Raw genomic sequence first — 17,020 nt, 5'->3', positions numbered from 1 at the left:
TTTCAATCATTTAACCTATTCGTTATCCTCGGAAACGACGACTTTCTCATTAATAAAACCATCATCTTCAGACATCATCAGTTCCACTAGCTCACGGAGTCGTTCCATCCGCTTCTCATAATACAAAAATCCAAACAAAGCTTCCAATGCAGTAGCTTGACGGTATTCATTTACGTTAGCGCTTCTTGGCACATTGGATTTTGTATTGCGTCCCTGCCGCACGACATCTGCTTCTTCCTCAGACAAAAACGGCACAAGTTTCTGTAAATTACGAGCTTGCGCCTTTGCAGACACCAGCTTAATCGACTCACGGTGCATATGGTTCGGTCGATGATTCGCCTGTGAGATCACATATTGGCGCACAGCCATCTCGTATACCGCATCCCCAATGTACGCGAGTACAATCGGATTAAGCTGTTTCGTATCTTTAGAAGGACGATAAGGGAACAGCCAATCCAACTGCCCCGCTTCTACCTGTCCCAGCTGACGTCCATGCTGCAACTTCTCATCTGCCATCGTCAACTGCACTCCCTTCATGCCCGCTTCCAACGAACACCTTGTGGTGTATCTTCAAGTACGATACCACGTGCCGTTAACAAATCACGAATCTCATCGGCTCTAGCCCAATTTTTCGACTGGCGAGCTTCGATTCGATCTTGAATCAATTGATCGATCTCTGCATCAAGCAGTTCTTCTTGTTCCACTACAATTCCTAACACTTCATTCATTGCATCAAAGGCATCAATAAACGCAAGCAGATCAGCTGCTTGCAAGGTGTTAGCTTGTGCGTGCTGCTGCACCCACACATTTGCTTCTGTAGCCCACTCAAACATCGCTGTGATCGCATCAGCCGTATTAAAGTCATCCTGCATTTTCGCATCGAATGTCTCAAGAATAGTTGCTAACTTAACTTGCAGCTCCTCATTCGGCTCCCCATGACTGGACACGTCTGCTGCCTCATCATGCACAGATACACCAAGGGATTGCAATCCATGCTTCACATTCGCGACTGCATTCTCTAGACGCTCAACTGACTTTTCCGCCTGTTGTAGGGCTTCAGCAGAGAAATTCAGTGGGTTTCGATAATGAGTAGCCAAAATAAAGTAGCGAAGTGCATTTGGCTTATACGTTTTTACTAGTTCTCTAACGAGTACTCCATTCCCAAGAGACTTCGACATTTTTTCGTTATCCATATTAATATAACCATTATGCATCCATACACGAGCCAAAGGCTTTCCTGTTACTGCCTCAGACTGCGCTACCTCGCACTCATGGTGTGGGAACGTTAAATCTTTACCGCCGCCATGGATATCAAGTGTATCTCCAAGATAACGGCGAGCCATTGCTGAGCACTCGATATGCCAACCTGGACGCCCCTCTCCCCATGGGCTAGACCACGAAACTTCTCCTGACTTAGCACCTTTCCACAATACAAAGTCTTCTTGATTTTCTTTACGTTTATCCACTTCGACACGAATACCGAACTGCAGCTCATCGATTTTTTGATGCGACAGCTTACCGTACTCTTCAAAATGCTTCGTGCGGAAATAAACATCCCCACCGGACTCATACGCAAAGTCAGTCTCCACCAATTTGGAGATAAACTCAATAATTTCTTGAATATGCTCAGTGACACGCGGATTAAGCGTCGCACGACGAATACCAAGAGCATCGCAATCTTCTAAGTAAGCTTCGATAAATTGATTAGCCACTTCATTTACCGTAACGTTCAACTCTTGAGATTTCGTAATAAGCTTGTCATCTACGTCCGTAAAGTTCATCACGTATTGCACATCATATCCTATTGTCTCCAGGTAACGACGCACCACATCAAACACCATAGCTGGCCTTGCATTTCCAATATGAATGTAATTGTATACAGTCGGACCGCAAACATACATCTTTACTTCTCCCGCTTTTTGCGGTGTGAAAAGTTCCTTCTCACGCGTCATCGTATTAAAAATGTTAAGTGTCATATCTGCTTTACCTCCTTCAAGTCGGGTTGTCCCGTACCACTGTTCATTGATTCTTTTATCGTTCTTTCATGTATCGTGTCATTCACCGAAGAACCCGAGCTTTTCACTTGTATATGCTGGCGCATCTGCTCAAGTTCCGCCTTTAATCCAGTTATCTCATCCTCCATCGAACGGAGCATATCGATAACAGGGTCAGGCAGCTGAGTATGATTCAAGCGATCAATCTTAATTCCATTTTGCTTAACGATGCGTCCCGGATTACCTACCACTGTACAATTGGACGGCACTTCCCGCAGCACAAGAGAATTCGCGCCAATATTAGAATTATCCCCTACTGTAAAAGAACCAAGCACTTTCGCACCCGAACCGATAACAACGTTGTTGCCGATCGTGGGGTGACGTTTGCCCTTCTCTTTTCCCGTACCACCAAGGGTAACACCCTGATAAATAACAACATCATCGCCTATAATACAGGTTTCGCCAATGACAACTCCCATGCCGTGATCGATAAACAACCTTTCTCCTATCGAAGCGCCAGGGTGTACTTCAATCCCTGTCATAAATCGGCTCACTTGAGAAATCATTCGAGCAAGCGTGAACCAACGACGTCTAAAAAACCAATGTGCAACTCGATGAGCCCATATCGCATGCAATCCTGAGTAGGTAAACACAACTTCGAACTTGCTACGTGCAGCTGGATCATTCTCGAATACTGTCTGTATGTCGGACTGGATTAGCTTTCGTATACGTCCCATAATTTGTTAATTCTCCCCCTGAACCGCCATTTTGTATGGTTGGTCATAAAAAAACGCCCCTGTAGCTATGCTACAGAGACGCGACGCGTGGTTCCACCCTGTTTGGATCGGAGATAACTCACCAATCCCACTCCTGCGTTCTGTAACGTGAACGACTCGTCATTCTCTACCTTAGTCCTTCCCTTTGCAGAGATGGCCTATATCAAAAATGAAGCTTCCGGGTGCAATGCATACAAGTAGCATGAGGTCACTCACACCTTACGAAGCAATCTTCGTAATAGACCTTCTCTGGACATGCCATTTATTTGTATGCTCTCCCGTTCAACGCTATTTCAATTATTCATTGTATTTCATTTCATGTATACACCAGTATACGAGAAATCATCTTATCTTGACAATCCTTGGATTGCAAAAGCAGACGAATTAAACAGATACTCCATTTTGCAGTCGCTTCAACACCGTTTCACGACCGAGCAAAATAATCGTCTCATTCAAATCGCGACCGTGCATTTGTCCAGAAACCGCTACACGTACAGGCATAAACAAACCTTTACCTTTCGCGCCCGTTTCCTTCTGTACTTCCTTCAGTGCACTCTTCACCGTTTCAACATCCCAAGCGGATGCTGCCTCCAGCTTGCTATGCAAAGCAGCTAGTACAGTTGGTACTTGTTCCTCAGACAATACCGCTTGTGCTTCCTCGTCAATCACTAGTTCATCACGGAAGAACAGCTCAGACAACTCCACGATGTCGGAAGCACAGTTCATCTGCTCTTGATAAAGCTTCACGAGTGCTTTTGCCCATGCTGCTTGCTCTTCATTAAGCGATTCAGGCAATCGTCCTGCTTTCTGAAGATGTGGGATAGACATGTCTGCAATGCGATCTGGATCTGCTTTTTTCATATACAAGTTGTTCAAATGCTTAAGCTTATTCGTATCGAATACAGCCGGGCTCTTTGAGAGACGATTTGAATCGAAAATTTGAATAAGCTCTTCACGTGAGAACATTTCTTCTTCGCCTTCTGGAGACCAGCCAAGCAACGCAATGAAATTGAACATTGCTTCTGGCAAGTAACCAAGCTGATCATATTGTTCGATGAACTGAACAATTGACTCATCACGCTTACTAAGCTTCTTGCGGTTCTCGTTTACGATAAGCGTCATATGACCGAATATTGGAGGCTCCCAACCAAGCGCTTCATAGATCATCAACTGACGAAGCGTATTCGTAATATGATCCTCTCCACGAAGAACATGAGACATCTTCATTTCGTAATCATCAACAACTACTGCGAAGTTGTATGTTGCAATACCGTCTTTCTTAATGATAACCCAATCGCCAGTTGTATCGGACTCGAACGTAATCTCGCCTTTTACAACATCATCAAATGTATACGAACGACCTGCTGGCACTAGGAAACGAACGCTTGCCTGACGTCCTTCTGCTTCAAGACGAGCATGATCGTCAGCCGTTAAATGACGACAAGTACCAGCGTACTTAGGCGTCTCGCCACGTTCCATTTGTGCATCGCGTTCTTTCTCTAGCTCCGACTCCGTACAGTAACATTTGAATGCAAGCTCGCGATCCATTAAATCTTGCGCATACTTGCGGTACGTATCCAAACGCTCTGTCTGGCGATATGGACCAAAATCACCGCCGACATCAATACTCTCATCCCACTCGATACCGAGCCATTTCATATATTTGAACTGGCTTTCTTCCCCACCAGCTACATTACGTTTCACGTCTGTATCTTCAATACGAACGATGAATTTCCCGCCGTGACGGCGAGCGAACAAATAGTTGAACAACGCTGTACGTGCATTGCCAATATGCAAGTGTCCTGTAGGACTAGGTGCATACCGGACGCGGATGTCTTTTGTCATTTATGTATCCCTCACAATATGCCTTATTTTCATCGTACCATCATATCATACCGCTGTCTTAGCGGACAAGACAGATAACAGCTTGCGCAGCAATACCTTCGCCTCTACCTGTGAAACCTAACTTCTCTGTAGTAGTCGCTTTTACATTCACTTGCGAAGTCTCAGCTTCTAGTACACGTGCTAAATTTTCAACTATTGCAGGAATATGCGGCAGCATTTTGGGAGCCTGAGCGATAATTGTGCAGTCCACATTTCCTAGACGATAGCCCCGCTCTTTAGCTAAACTCCATACATGCTCCATCAATTTCATGCTATCTGCATCTTTAAAAGCAGGGTCCGTATCCGGAAAATGTTTACCGATATCCCCTAACCCTAGCGCTCCAAGTACAGCGTCACTTACCGTGTGCAGCAATACATCTGCATCAGAATGACCAAGAAGTCCCTTTTCGTATGGAATATGAACGCCCCCAATAATACATGGGCGACCTTCTACTAACTGATGAACATCAAAACCTTGTCCTACTCGAATCATTGTTTCTCTCTCCCTTAACCAGAATAATCATTACGATTGCTAAATCATTATCGAGGTCGATTGAAGGCTATCTTTCGCTTCCTTCACTTTCACGACGCTCAAGCCACCATTCCGCCCAATCCAAATCCTCTGGAGTCGTCAGTTTAACATTCGTATAACTGCCCTCCACGATATGAACGGGAATACCAATCTGCTCAACAAGTACTGCATCATCGGTTCCAAGTCTTTTTGCAGCATTGGCCTCATCATGAGCTCGAATTACGTCCTCAAGACGAAAAGCTTGTGGGGTCTGTATCGCCCACAAGCTGCTCCGATCTGGGGTAGCCGTAATGACTCCCGCTGCGTCCACTTGTTTAATCGTATCCTTAACAGGCACACCCAGCACAGCAGCACGATGTTCAACTGCACCCTGGCAGCAAGCGAGAATATGCTGCTCTTCCACAAAGGGACGAACCCCATCATGAATAAGCACAATTTGCACACCTCGCGCCTTAGCTGCCTGCAATCCCGCATATACGGAATGCTGCCTTTCCTTACCACCGCTTACGATGTCCTTTACTTTGCTTAACTTATATTGTTCAACCCAATGTTGGCAGCGTTCACTATCATGAGAAGAAGTGACGAGCACGACCGTCTCACATTGAGGCATCTGCTGGAATCGCTCTAACGTATGAATGACAACCGGCTTGTCCTGCAATTGCAAAAACTGCTTGCTTTCTATGGTGCCCATACGCGTTCCTTTGCCTGCCGCTACTACAACAACTCCAAAACTTTGTTGCATGGTTAACGCCCTCCATGGTGATAATAACATCATCATACCTGTTTTATTGGGCTTTTTCCAACAGTTTCGGCTTCGCAAATATCATACGGCCAGCAGAAGTTTGCAATACACTTGTCACCAGCACTTCCATCGTTGTTCCGATATAGTCACGTCCACCTTCTACTACAATCATTGTACCATCATCAAGATAAGCAACACCTTGTCCATGTTCCTTACCGTCTTTAATGACTTGAACTACAATTTCTTCTCCAGGAAGTACAACAGGCTTAACGGCGTTAGCCAAGTCATTAATGTTAAGAACCGAGACTCCTTGCAGTTCACACACTTTATTCAAATTAAAATCATTCGTAACCACTTTGCCTTTTAACAGCTTCGCCAATTTAACAAGCTTGCTATCCACTTCTGAAATCTCTTCAAAATCACCTTCATAAATAAGCACCTTAACTTCAAGTTCTTTTTGGATCTTATTCAAAATGTCTAATCCTCTACGCCCACGGTTACGTTTAAGCAAGTCAGAAGAATCAGCAATATGCTGCAACTCCTCTAGTACAAACTCTGGGATGACGATTGTCCCCTCGATAAATCCCGTTTTGCAAATGTCTGCAATTCGTCCATCGATAATGACACTCGTATCCAAAATTTTATGCTCTTCAAAATCAGTGCTTGAGCGCTCATCTTCTCCTTTTTTGGGAAGTCTTACGGATGCTAGCCATGAAGCTGCTTCTTCCAGCTTCCACGCCGACATTTGAACACCTGCAATCATACATCCTACTGTAATTATTGTTGCAGCAAGCTGACCTATAACTCCAAAATGGCTCAATAATGGCACGAGCAGCGCCGACACAGAGAGACCTACTAAAAGTCCGCATGTATAAATCAAAATATGTGGTGTAGACATTTCTGCTACTCTTTGACGAAATAAATTCCACCAACGCTGAACAGGAGAAGCTAATACCTGACAAAGCACTAAACCTATTACTGAACCCCCAAAGGCCCACATGATTCGACCTGACGTCCAACTTCCCGCTCCTGCTGACCACGGCATAGTTTGAGCTGACATGCTGTTGTAAAATTCCATTCCGCCCCAGGCACCAATCAAGCTGGCCAAAATCACCACAATTCGTTTAATCATGAACGTCCACCTCCTAGTTCCAATGTATATTCTTTACAATTATGGCCCAAGGAAGCGCGTCCTAATCCATAAGCTTTGCTTTTTACAAAGAGTCACAGTTGAAAAATGGCAATTATTAGTCTTATAATGGGGAAGTAGTATGCATCCGTTCAACCTTAACGATTCGTGCCACTCCTTACTATAAGAGGTCGGCACCATAACAAGAATAGAGGTGGAATTGCACATGAGCACCCCCAACTTGCAAGCATTTCAAGACCAAGTTGCCGATTTGCTGTTACGTCATCGGAGTTTGTTAGACGTATTATCCAAATACGGCCAATCAGACGCTTCTGTAAATCGTGCCGTAACGAAAGCAATTACAGAATGCGGTTGTTTGGAACTGCATGCCAAAAGACAGCCATACAAAGAAGAGATGAATCTTCATGAAGCGAAAGACAGTATGGAAAGCCATGTGAAAGGTCAACTATGTGAGCATTGTACAGAAGTGATACGCTCTGAGCTAGGAAAGCATCTATTTTATATGTCTGCCCTTTGTAACTTACTTGACATTCAACTTGAAGATGTCGTGAAGGATGAAGCAAAGAAATGCCAAACGCTAGGGATATTTAACTTGTCATAATGAACTTTCGCTGCGACCGCTGTGCTATTGGCATAGCGGTTATTTTGTATGCAGCAACAAAAAAAGATGCCTACCTCATCCTTTTCAGATGAAAATAAGCACCTCTTCGTATATCGATATAGTCGTCCTTTATAAATGTTTCGATACTGTATCTTCAGATTCCACTCGGGACTTTCGACGTCGTATCAGCATTCTAACGTTTTTTTTTAAGCCGAGCAGCGCGTATAGAACGAGCGGCACGAAAATGAGTACTGGCATTTGCTCAGGCTTCCACAAAGCAAGACCTACCGCAGCTGCAATAACGAACGGCGTAATCCAGATTGCTTTCTTAGGAATTCCGATCTTCTTGAAGTTCGGATAACGCACTGTACTAACCATCAAGTACGATACAAGCAGCATCGCAATCAATAAAAATGTTGTGGATATATCATTATGGAATAATGCTAATGTACAAATAACGCCACCCGCTGCTGGAATTGGCAAACCGATAAAGTAACCGGGAGTGCCCTCAATCACATTGAAGCGAGCTAAGCGAAGCGCACCGCAAATTGGGAAAATAGCTGTTACAATCCACGCTACAGCTGGATTCACATCCGTCAATGCAGTCACGTACATAATAAATGCTGGTGCAACTCCGAATGATATTACATCGGAAAGCGAATCAAGCTCCTTACCGAACTCACTTTGTGCATTCAATGCACGTGCTACACGTCCATCCAAGCCATCCAATAGCATAGCTATAATGACCATGAGCGCAGCCAAATTATACTCCTGATCAAACGCAAGCATAATGGCTATAATTCCGAGAAACAAGTTACCGATGGTAAACAAGTTCGGAAGAGACTTTGTAATCATAGATTCACCTCTAATTATACTATGCCCAACGTTCGTGAATTCATTGTAGGTAAACTAAATTTGCCTGTCAATGAAAACCTGCTCCTGAATTCGTTTGAGTCCTTCTTTGATATTGCGTGCTCTTACCTCGCCAATGCCGTCCACTTCATCCAATTCCTCAATTGTTGCACTAAGCACATGAGGAAGAGTTGTGAAATTATCGACCAAATTCGTAATAATAACATTAGGAAGACGTGGGATTTTGTTCAGAACACGATATCCGCGTGGCGAGATCGACTCGTCTTGAGCAGCACTCGTAACCGGGTATCCAAGAAGTCGAATCAAATAATTTGTATCGAGCAGTTCGTCAGCTGTGCATTTTTTTAGTTGATTCAATATTTCCTTAATCTTCTCATCGCTGTTGTCGCGTGCATAATCCTTCAAAAGAAGCCATGCATCATCTTCTGTATTACTGACCAATTCTTCAAGCTGCATACTAATGAGTCGCCCTTCAGTACCTAGTTCATTAATATATCGCTTGATCTCCAATTTAATACGTAATACCATCTCAGTTCGTTGCATAACATTCACAACTTCTTGCAAATTGACCAATTCCTCAAACTCAGACGCCGATAAATTCGTTAGTCCTTGCATTAATACCGCTCTATATTTCTCTAGTGTCTGAATAGCTTGGTTGGCCTTCGCTAAAATAACGCCAATCTCTTTCAAGGCATATCTAAGACTGCCCTGATATATCGTAATAACATTACGTCGCTGAGAAATGGACACAACTAGTTTGCCTGTTTGTTTAGCCACCCGCTCCGCGGTACGATGGCGAATCCCCGTCTCAATAGATGGGATCGAAGAATCTGGTATAAGCTGCGTATTTGCATATAGTATACGCTTTAAGTCCTCACTTAAAATGATTGCTCCGTCCATTTTCGCAAGTTCATACAAATAACTTGGTGAAAAATCACAGTTTATGGAGAAGCCTCCATCAACGACTTCCATCACTTCAGGACTATAACCAACAACGATTAGAGCCCCTGTTTTGGCACGTAAAACGTTCTCCAGACCATCTCGAAAAGACGTACCTGGAGCAACCATTTTAAGAAGATCATTCATAATATCCAGCTGATTATCTTTGACACTCATCTTTGATTTGAGCCCCCTAACCTAGCGCTGCTGTCAATGCTTCTGCAACGGTATTTACACCTACAATCTCAATATGCTTAGGCGGAGTCCAGCCACGAAGACTCTTCTCCGGCATAATAATTCGTTTGAATCCTAATTTTTCTGCTTCCTTCACGCGCTGTTCAGCACGTGAGACCGCTCTTACTTCTCCCGTCAAACCCACTTCGCCAATAACTACATCGAATGGCTGAGTTGGCATGTCGCGGAAGCTAGATGCGATGGCAATCGCAATTGCCAAATCGACTGCTGGTTCATCCAGACGTATGCCACCTGCAACATTAACATAAGCATCTTGGTTCTGCAGAAACATCCCCATACGTTTCTCTAATACTGCAATGATAAGAGCAAGGCGATGATGATCAATGCCTGTGGCAGTACGTCGAGGAGAAGGGAAATTAGTCGCTGCTACAAGTGCCTGCATCTCTACTAGAACCGGTCGTGTACCTTCGAGGCTAGCCACAACTATTGAACCAGAAACACCAAGTGGCCGTTCCTGCAAAAATAGTTCAGATGGATTTTTAACCTCTACGAGTCCAGCCTCAGTCATATCAAATATGCCGATTTCATTCGTCGATCCAAATCGATTTTTAACCGCCCGTAAAATACGATACGAATGGTGACGCTCACCTTCAAAATACAAGACGCAGTCAACCATATGCTCCAATAAACGTGGGCCGGCTATGGCTCCTTCCTTCGTTACATGTCCGACAAGTACGGTAGCGATGCCTTTACCCTTCGCGATCCGCATAAATGTACTTGTGCATTCTCTTACTTGCGCGACACTGCCCGGAGCTGATTCAACGGAAGGTTGGAATACCGTCTGGATTGAATCGATAACGAGGAAATCAGGCTGCATAGCCTCGATTGCTTCTTCAATGTACTGCAAGTTTGTCTCACTAAGCACAAATAGTTGGTCAGACAAAACTCCCAGCCGATCAGCCCGCAGCTTTGTTTGACGCATCGACTCCTCGCCGGACACATACAATACCTTTAAACCGCTCATAGCTATCGCATTGGAAGTCTGGAGCAACAACGTAGACTTACCAATACCAGGATCACCACCGACAAGAATGAGCGATCCTGGTACTACCCCGCCGCCAAGTACACGATTCAATTCAGACATCGTCGTACTTATACGTGGTTCACGCCCACTTTCAATATGTATGATCGGTTGTGGAATTTCTTTCGTTTGAGCGAAGGAAGACTTCATACCCTTTGTCTTCACAACTGTCTCTCGTTCCTCTACCATCGTATTCCACTGGTTACATCCTGGACATTTCCCCATCCATTTAGGCGACTCATATCCGCATTCTGCACAGAAAAACTTTGTTTTTACTTTAGCCATAAAACTTACAACTCCTATCCTCATCCTATTTTCCGTGTCTTGATGTGGAATTAGTCAGAGGCAGATGGCTACTTTCCTGCACAAAACACTAGCACGGAGCAATGATGATACTTCTCTTCATTTTATCGACATCATCCAACTCGATTATGAATAATGTACGCAATTGTTATCCTTTTTTGTAGGAAAACGACGAATATCCTATTATACTCAAGTTTACCATTTTTGCAGGGGCGTGGAAAGGCAAGTCAATAAAAAAGGACACACTCCCTTGAAGTAGACAATCAAATAAAGAAAGAAAAATGAAAAAAACCTTCAAGAGCACTGTTCGAAGTAGCTCTGAAGGTTTTTTCAATGTTGATTTATTCATTTCAGAAAGACATTTTATATATTGAAAGTTGCAAGTAGTTAACCAAGATTGCAGCTCCCAACTTGCTTATTTTTGAGATGGTTCAGGCTCTTTCTCACTTGGACCTTCTTGTGATTGATGGATAACATGCAATTCACCGTCTTTTTCATCAATCGATACAGAATCGCCTTTAGAGATATTACCACGAAGCAACTCTTCAGAAAGACGATCTTCAATATGCTTCTGGATCGCACGACGCAAAGGCCTTGCTCCATATGCAGGATCGTATCCTTCCTTCGCTAAGAACGACTTCGCTTTCTCGGTAAGTTCAAAGTGAATATCTTGTTCCTTAAGACGCTTGCTTAAGTCATCAGCCATTAGGCTAACAATTTCCGCAATATGCTTCTCCTCTAGGGAATGGAATACGATAATCTCATCGATACGGTTCAAGAACTCAGGACGGAAACTTTTCTTTAACTCGCCCATCACTTTGTCCTTCATGCTGCTGTAGTCCTTCTCGCTGTCCGTACGAGCTGTGAAGCCCAAAGTAGAATTGCGTTTGATCGCTTCAGCACCTACGTTGGATGTCAAAATAATGAGCGTATTGCGGAAGTCAACAACACGTCCTTTGGAATCCGTCAATCGTCCATCCTCAAGCACCTGCAACAAAATGTTGAACACTTCAGGGTGTGCCTTCTCGATCTCATCGAGAAGCACGACAGAATACGGCTTACGACGTACTTTCTCCGTTAGTTGGCCTCCCTCTTCATAACCAACATACCCCGGAGGAGCTCCAACAAGACGAGCTGTAGAATGCTTCTCCATATACTCGGACATATCGATACGAATGACAGAGTTCTCATCACCGAACAATGATTCTGCTAGTGCACGAGCAAGCTCAGTCTTACCTACACCCGTTGGACCAAGGAAGATGAATGAACCCATTGGACGCTTCGGATCTTTGAGACCAGCACGAGCACGACGGATCGCACGGCTCACTGCCTTAACTGCTTCATCTTGCCCGATAACACGCTCATGGAGGATTGACTCCATGTTCAGCAGTCGCTCTGTTTCCTCTTCCTTAAGCTTAAGCACAGGAATTCCCGTCCAGCTCGCAACTATATGCGCAATATCTTCTGGCGTTACTTCAGAATCTAGACGGCCTTGCTTCTCTTTCCATTGATTACGCACTGTCTCCAACTCTTCGCGCATCTTCTGTTCTGTATCGCGAAGTGCGGCTGCTTTTTCAAATTCTTGGCTCTGAACGGCAGCATCCTTTTCTTTGCGAATGTCTTCAAGACGCTGTTCCAGTTCCTTCAAATTTGGCGGTACTGTGTAAGAATTCAAGCGAACTTTGGAGCCTGCTTCATCAATAAGGTCAATCGCTTTATCAGGCAAGAAACGATCCGTAATATAACGATCGGATAATTTAACTGCCTGCAAAATAGCTTCATCCGTTATTTTTACACGATGGTGGGCTTCATAGCGGTCACGCAGACCTTTGAGAATAAGAATGGCTTCCTCCGGTGTCGGCTGATCAACTGTGATCGGTTGAAAACGACGTTCCAGAGCAGCATCCTTCTCAATATATTTGCGGTATTCATCCAACGTAGTTGCCCCGATGCATTGCAATTCACCACGAGCCAAAGCTGGCTTCAAAATGTTAGAAGCATCAATTGCTCCTTCAGCACCGCCTGCTCCAATAAGAGTGTGCAACTCATCAATGAACAAGATGATATTTCCCGCTTGGCGAATTTCGTCCATTATCTTCTTGAGACGATCCTCAAACTCACCACGATATTTCGTACCAGCGACAACTGAGCCCATATCTAGCGTCATGACACGTTTATCGCGCAGCGTCTCTGGAATCTCATTGTGGATAATTTTCTGCGCCAATCCTTCTGCAACAGCTGTCTTACCTACGCCTGGCTCCCCGATAAGAACTGGATTGTTCTTCGTACGACGGCTTAGTACTTGAATAACACGCTCAATCTCACGACCGCGGCCAATGACTGGATCGAGGTTGCCCTCTTTTGCACTAGCTGTCAAATCACGAGCCAAGCTATCCAATGTTGGCGTGCTCACATTTTGAGGAGAACCGTGATGGCTCGAAACAGCTTCACTGCTGCCAAGCAGCTGCAGCACTTGCTGACGTGCTTTATTCAAGCTGATGCCAACATTGTTCAGTACACGTGCAGCAACGCCTTCCCCTTCTCTAATAAGACCGAGCAAAATATGCTCTGTCCCTACATACGTATGACCAAGCTTGCGTGCTTCATCCATCGACAACTCGATAACTTTCTTTGCACGCGGTGTATAAGCGATATTGGTCGGTTGCTCTTGCCCGCGACCAATTAGTGATTCTACTTCATCTTGAATTTTTTCTAGTCCTAATCCTAGGGCAACAAGAGCTTTCGCTGCGATGCCTTCCCCTTCACGAATAAGACCAAGCAAAATATGCTCTGTGCCAATATTGTTGTGTCCAAGACGCATTGCTTCTTCTTGAGCTAATGCGAGTACTTTTTGCGCTCTTTCCGTAAATCTACCGAACATCATATTGTTGCACCTCCACATGAATATTTGTTGCAATGACTAAGCCGTATTGTACCAAGTGATTACTGTGAGATGTCGCGTTTATTCCCCAACGTATCGCGGATCAATCGCGCACGATAGATATCCCGTTCATCAGCACTCATTGGCTTCTTATAAATATGCTGTAAGAATCCTGGTTGGGTCATTACTAATAATTCATTCAACGCAGTTCCCGCAACATCCTTCAACATTTCTAAATCTGCACCGAGCCGAATATCGGACAGTCGTTGTGAAGCTTCCTTTGAATCTATTACGACAGCATGCTTCAATATGCCATAAGAACGGCAAATCCGATCCGTCAATCGAGTATTGCTTTGCTGGATCAACTGTTCACGGGCCGATTTTTCATGTTCAATAATCTGCTTCACTACTCCATACAGATTATCAATAATTTCGGACTCTGACTGACCGAGCGTAATTTGGTTCGAAACCTGAAATAAATTCCCCGTTGCTTCGCTACCTTCCCCGTACAAACCTCGTACAGCGAGCCCTACTTGAGCAACAGCTTGTAAAATACGATTAATCTGCTGTGTAAGCACAAGTGCAGGTAAGTGCATCATAACCGAAGCACGGATCCCTGTGCCCACATTTGTTGGGCAGCTTGTTAAATACCCTCGTTTTTCATCAAAGGCATAATCAACATGAGCTTCAAACACATCATCAATACGACTTGCCTCATCCCAAGCCTCGTGTATTTGTAAGCCTGGATACAAACATTGAATACGTAAATGATCCTCTTCGTTCAGCATAATGCTGACCGATTCATCATCCTTTAATAGAAGACCACCGTTGCGGGATTCATTCGCCAAGTTTGGGCTAATCAAATGTTTCTCGACCAACACCTGTCGCTCCATATCAGTAAGCTCTGTTAGAGCAATTGCCTGAAAATGTCCCAACTGCGAAAAGTCTGAAGATTCCGTTACCTTCGTTAATCGAGAAAGCGATTCGGCCGACTGCTGATTTGTCGCAAGCAGCGGAAATGGTAGACCATTCAAGTTCCGGGCAATCCGTATTCGGCTGCTTATGACGATATCCGAGTCAGGTCCTGTGCCTCTCATCCAATCGCTTACTGGTTGCTCCATAAAAGAGTGATTGGACATATGCTCTACTCCTCCTTGCTCATCTACACGATTATTTCGCTTCGGCTCCACCCGATAAATCCTGCTCAATTTTACGAATCTCATCCCGTAATTGAGCTGCAGTTTCAAATTGTTCCAGTTGAATGCTCAGCTGTAGCTTTTCACGCAAAACAATTAACTCACGCTTACGCTGCATCACAATGCCATTCCGCTTCGGTATTTTACCGACATGAACAATACTACCGTGAACTCGCTTCAAGAGTGGATCCAACCGAGAAGCAAATGAATTGTAGCAAGCATCGCAGCCAAAACGACCCATCTTACTGAATTGTGAAAAAGTGAGGCCGCAGTGATCACAGCGCATCACTTCTTGCGTTGACTTAACTCCATATAAGCCACTCTGAAGCTGACTGTTTCCATTGGTCATATCGAAGTCTAATAAACCCGATAACAAGTTGTGAATGGAGAAACCGTTTGGTGCCCCAGGTATTAATTCACCTTTTTCACGAGCACAGCTTTCACAGATGTGAAACTCGGTTTTTTCACCATTAATAATCTTCGTGAAATGTAGAGTAGCTGATTTCTGTCCACATTGCTGACACATCATAACCTCGTTCCTCCTTCTGACCGGATACTATAAGAACTAGCATCTTATCCGAATTGATTACGTAAAGTGAACGTCTGTGTCTTGTCAATCCGAAACTACGATTTACCAAGCAGAGCCACAAGCATTGCACGCAATAACTTTGCACGAAGCTCATCTCGATAAGGCAATTTAAGCATCAAGTTGTCACGAGAAACAGCTGCCCGTAGCAAACTCGCCTCACGTTGGGAGATAATTTCAGCCTCTTCCAGTTGATATATGATCCCTTCCCCTGTCTCTTGACTGATGCAATCACCAATCGTATCGCACACATGAGCGTGTATCGCATGCTGCGCTGGCAGCTCTATACGCTGAATTCGGATATAACCACCACCACCACGCTTACTTTCAACTACGTAGCCCTTTTCTAATGAAAAACGAGTACTAATAACGTAGTTGATCTGAGAAGGTACGCAAGAAAATTGCTGGGCGAGGTCGTTGCGCTGAATCTCTACAGCCCCTTCTTGACTATTCAGCAACAAAACTTTCAGATGCTGCTCGATCAAGTCGGAAATGTTACGCAATTAACTCCCTCCTTTCTGAGCATCTATTATTAGGTTTAACCATTTTTGACCTATTTTTATTCGACTTCGACTATATTTCATTGACTTTGACTTTCTTTGACCTTGGAGTTATTATAGCAGAACTTATTATTCTTTGCCAATCGTTTGTTATAAAAAATTAAAATATCCACAATTGATTAACAGTTCTGCACATTCCGTATTGGACAGTATGCGAACAATCGGAAGCGCTTACTATCCAGTCTATTAGCAGACCTTTATATAAACCCTTTAAGGTTTCGTTCCTACTATCATGGTTCGCGTTTGGCATGCGTATTAGAAATAGTCATATCACATCAAAGAATGTTTAGAAAAGATGTGGATAATCAACAAGAGAGTAATCCATTATTGAGGCTACAATTTCATTCTCTTTGTGAACAAGTCACAACATTTCCACAGAACGTTAATAAGACGTGGATAATTATATGAATAACATTAATAATTAACTGCATAAATGAAGTAATAATGAATAATTTGCGGATTTCAAACAGAACTTATGCACATGTGGAGAACAGAAGAGAAGTTTTTTGATTTACTAACATCTGTGTATAAAAGGTGAATATCACGGTGGCATGAGCAACTTCAAAATACAATATGAATAAGTAAGAATACAAAAAACCCACTAAAAATATCAGTGGGTTTTGATTGCTTGGCGACGTCCTACTCTCCCGGGACCCTGCGGTCCAAGTACCATCGGCGCTGGAGGACTTAACGTTCGTGTTCGGGATGGGTACGCGTGGAACCCCTC

General features: G+C 44.0%; 15 protein-coding genes and 1 rRNA gene. 1 reads left to right on the top strand and 15 read right to left on the bottom strand.

All coding sequences use genetic code 11. From position 1 onward, the window contains the following. Positions 1-15 precede the first annotated feature (15 nt). The 7 genes from NQ117_RS23525 to NQ117_RS23495 all read right to left on the bottom strand — a co-directional run bounded on the left by NQ117_RS23525 (position 16) and on the right by NQ117_RS23495 (position 7,060). Positions 16-537, bottom strand: a complete 522-nt coding sequence (locus tag NQ117_RS23525) for a Mini-ribonuclease 3 (protein ID WP_258280448.1) — start codon at positions 535-537, stop codon at positions 16-18. Next, positions 534-1,976 carry a cysteine--tRNA ligase gene (gene cysS / locus NQ117_RS23520; protein WP_258280447.1) on the bottom strand — a complete coding sequence of 481 codons (1,443 nt, stop codon included), beginning with the start codon at positions 1,974-1,976 and terminating at the stop codon, positions 534-536. The genes NQ117_RS23525 and cysS overlap by 4 nt, the downstream gene beginning before the upstream one ends. After that, positions 1,973-2,731, bottom strand: coding sequence for a serine O-acetyltransferase (gene cysE / locus NQ117_RS23515; protein ID WP_375163121.1), 759 nt, complete (start codon positions 2,729-2,731; stop codon positions 1,973-1,975). Before cysE ends, cysS begins: the two co-directional genes overlap by 4 nt. 423 nt (positions 2,732-3,154) lie before the next feature. Continuing rightward, complete coding sequence (gltX, locus tag NQ117_RS23510) at positions 3,155-4,615, bottom strand: glutamate--tRNA ligase (protein ID WP_258280446.1); 1,461 nt, start codon at positions 4,613-4,615, stop codon at positions 3,155-3,157. 58 nt (positions 4,616-4,673) lie between these two features. Beyond that, complete coding sequence (gene ispF, locus NQ117_RS23505) at positions 4,674-5,147, bottom strand: 2-C-methyl-D-erythritol 2,4-cyclodiphosphate synthase (protein WP_258280445.1); 474 nt, start codon at positions 5,145-5,147, stop codon at positions 4,674-4,676. A 67-nt stretch (positions 5,148-5,214) separates the two neighbouring features. Further along, positions 5,215-5,928: a 2-C-methyl-D-erythritol 4-phosphate cytidylyltransferase gene (gene ispD, locus NQ117_RS23500; RefSeq protein WP_258280444.1), complete on the bottom strand. Its 714-nt coding sequence runs from the start codon at positions 5,926-5,928 to the stop codon at positions 5,215-5,217. A 43-nt stretch (positions 5,929-5,971) separates the two neighbouring features. Continuing rightward, positions 5,972-7,060: a PIN/TRAM domain-containing protein gene (locus NQ117_RS23495; protein ID WP_258280443.1), complete on the bottom strand. Its 1,089-nt coding sequence runs from the start codon at positions 7,058-7,060 to the stop codon at positions 5,972-5,974. Between the two features lie 223 nt (positions 7,061-7,283). Between NQ117_RS23495 and NQ117_RS23490 the strand changes: the two genes are divergently transcribed. Further along, positions 7,284-7,679 carry a nucleoside triphosphate pyrophosphohydrolase family protein gene (locus NQ117_RS23490; protein WP_258280442.1) on the top strand — a complete coding sequence of 132 codons (396 nt, stop codon included), beginning with the start codon at positions 7,284-7,286 and terminating at the stop codon, positions 7,677-7,679. A gap of 129 nt (positions 7,680-7,808) precedes the next feature. Here NQ117_RS23490 and pssA read toward each other — a convergent pair whose 3' ends face one another. From pssA to rrf, 8 genes are all read right to left on the bottom strand, one after another. Continuing rightward, positions 7,809-8,534, bottom strand: coding sequence for a CDP-diacylglycerol--serine O-phosphatidyltransferase (gene pssA / locus NQ117_RS23485; RefSeq protein WP_258280441.1), 726 nt, complete (start codon positions 8,532-8,534; stop codon positions 7,809-7,811). A 54-nt stretch (positions 8,535-8,588) separates the two neighbouring features. Then, positions 8,589-9,668, bottom strand: a complete 1,080-nt coding sequence (disA, locus tag NQ117_RS23480; protein ID WP_258280440.1) for a DNA integrity scanning diadenylate cyclase DisA — start codon at positions 9,666-9,668, stop codon at positions 8,589-8,591. A gap of 16 nt (positions 9,669-9,684) precedes the next feature. Then, complete coding sequence (gene radA, locus NQ117_RS23475; RefSeq protein WP_258280439.1) at positions 9,685-11,052, bottom strand: DNA repair protein RadA; 1,368 nt, start codon at positions 11,050-11,052, stop codon at positions 9,685-9,687. 433 nt (positions 11,053-11,485) lie between these two features. Next, positions 11,486-13,954 carry an ATP-dependent protease ATP-binding subunit ClpC gene (gene clpC, locus NQ117_RS23470; protein ID WP_258280438.1) on the bottom strand — a complete coding sequence of 823 codons (2,469 nt, stop codon included), beginning with the start codon at positions 13,952-13,954 and terminating at the stop codon, positions 11,486-11,488. Positions 13,955-14,013: 59 nt separating this feature from the next. Beyond that, a complete protein-coding gene (gene mcsB / locus NQ117_RS23465; RefSeq protein ID WP_258280490.1) occupies positions 14,014-15,090 on the bottom strand; it encodes a protein-arginine kinase McsB in 1,077 nt (358 codons plus the stop codon). 31 nt (positions 15,091-15,121) lie between these two features. Next, entirely contained in the window at positions 15,122-15,676 is a 555-nt protein-coding gene (mcsA, locus tag NQ117_RS23460; RefSeq protein ID WP_258280437.1) for a protein-arginine kinase activator protein McsA, read from the bottom strand. A 95-nt stretch (positions 15,677-15,771) separates the two neighbouring features. Further along, positions 15,772-16,236, bottom strand: coding sequence for a CtsR family transcriptional regulator (locus tag NQ117_RS23455; protein WP_258280436.1), 465 nt, complete (start codon positions 16,234-16,236; stop codon positions 15,772-15,774). A gap of 683 nt (positions 16,237-16,919) precedes the next feature. After that, positions 16,920-17,020, bottom strand: a 5S ribosomal RNA gene (rrf, locus tag NQ117_RS23450); the annotation flags it as partial.

The organism is Paenibacillus sp. SC116, from assembly GCF_024733555.1.
Lineage (GTDB): Bacteria > Bacillota > Bacilli > Paenibacillales > Paenibacillaceae > Paenibacillus_B.
Note: the sequence above shows the minus strand (reverse complement) of the source record. Positions and strands in the feature narration are given on the sequence as shown.

Excerpts from the sequence above, each read along its gene's own strand:
- NQ117_RS23525 (WP_258280448.1), bottom strand. The coding sequence starts at position 537 with ATGAAGGGAGTGCAGTTGACGATGGCAGATGAGAAGTTGCAGCATGGA.
- cysS (WP_258280447.1), bottom strand. The coding sequence starts at position 1,976 with ATGACACTTAACATTTTTAATACGATGACGCGTGAGAAGGAACTTTTC.
- cysE (WP_375163121.1), bottom strand. The coding sequence starts at position 2,731 with ATGGGACGTATACGAAAGCTAATCCAGTCCGACATACAGACAGTATTC.
- gltX (WP_258280446.1), bottom strand. The coding sequence starts at position 4,615 with ATGACAAAAGACATCCGCGTCCGGTATGCACCTAGTCCTACAGGACAC.
- ispF (WP_258280445.1), bottom strand. The coding sequence starts at position 5,147 with ATGATTCGAGTAGGACAAGGTTTTGATGTTCATCAGTTAGTAGAAGGT.
- ispD (WP_258280444.1), bottom strand. The coding sequence starts at position 5,928 with ATGCAACAAAGTTTTGGAGTTGTTGTAGTAGCGGCAGGCAAAGGAACG.
- NQ117_RS23495 (WP_258280443.1), bottom strand. The coding sequence starts at position 7,060 with ATGATTAAACGAATTGTGGTGATTTTGGCCAGCTTGATTGGTGCCTGG.
- NQ117_RS23490 (WP_258280442.1), top strand. The coding sequence starts at position 7,284 with ATGAGCACCCCCAACTTGCAAGCATTTCAAGACCAAGTTGCCGATTTG.
- pssA (WP_258280441.1), bottom strand. The coding sequence starts at position 8,534 with ATGATTACAAAGTCTCTTCCGAACTTGTTTACCATCGGTAACTTGTTT.
- disA (WP_258280440.1), bottom strand. The coding sequence starts at position 9,668 with ATGAGTGTCAAAGATAATCAGCTGGATATTATGAATGATCTTCTTAAA.
- radA (WP_258280439.1), bottom strand. The coding sequence starts at position 11,052 with ATGGCTAAAGTAAAAACAAAGTTTTTCTGTGCAGAATGCGGATATGAG.
- clpC (WP_258280438.1), bottom strand. The coding sequence starts at position 13,954 with ATGATGTTCGGTAGATTTACGGAAAGAGCGCAAAAAGTACTCGCATTA.
- mcsB (WP_258280490.1), bottom strand. The coding sequence starts at position 15,090 with ATGTCCAATCACTCTTTTATGGAGCAACCAGTAAGCGATTGGATGAGA.
- mcsA (WP_258280437.1), bottom strand. The coding sequence starts at position 15,676 with ATGATGTGTCAGCAATGTGGACAGAAATCAGCTACTCTACATTTCACG.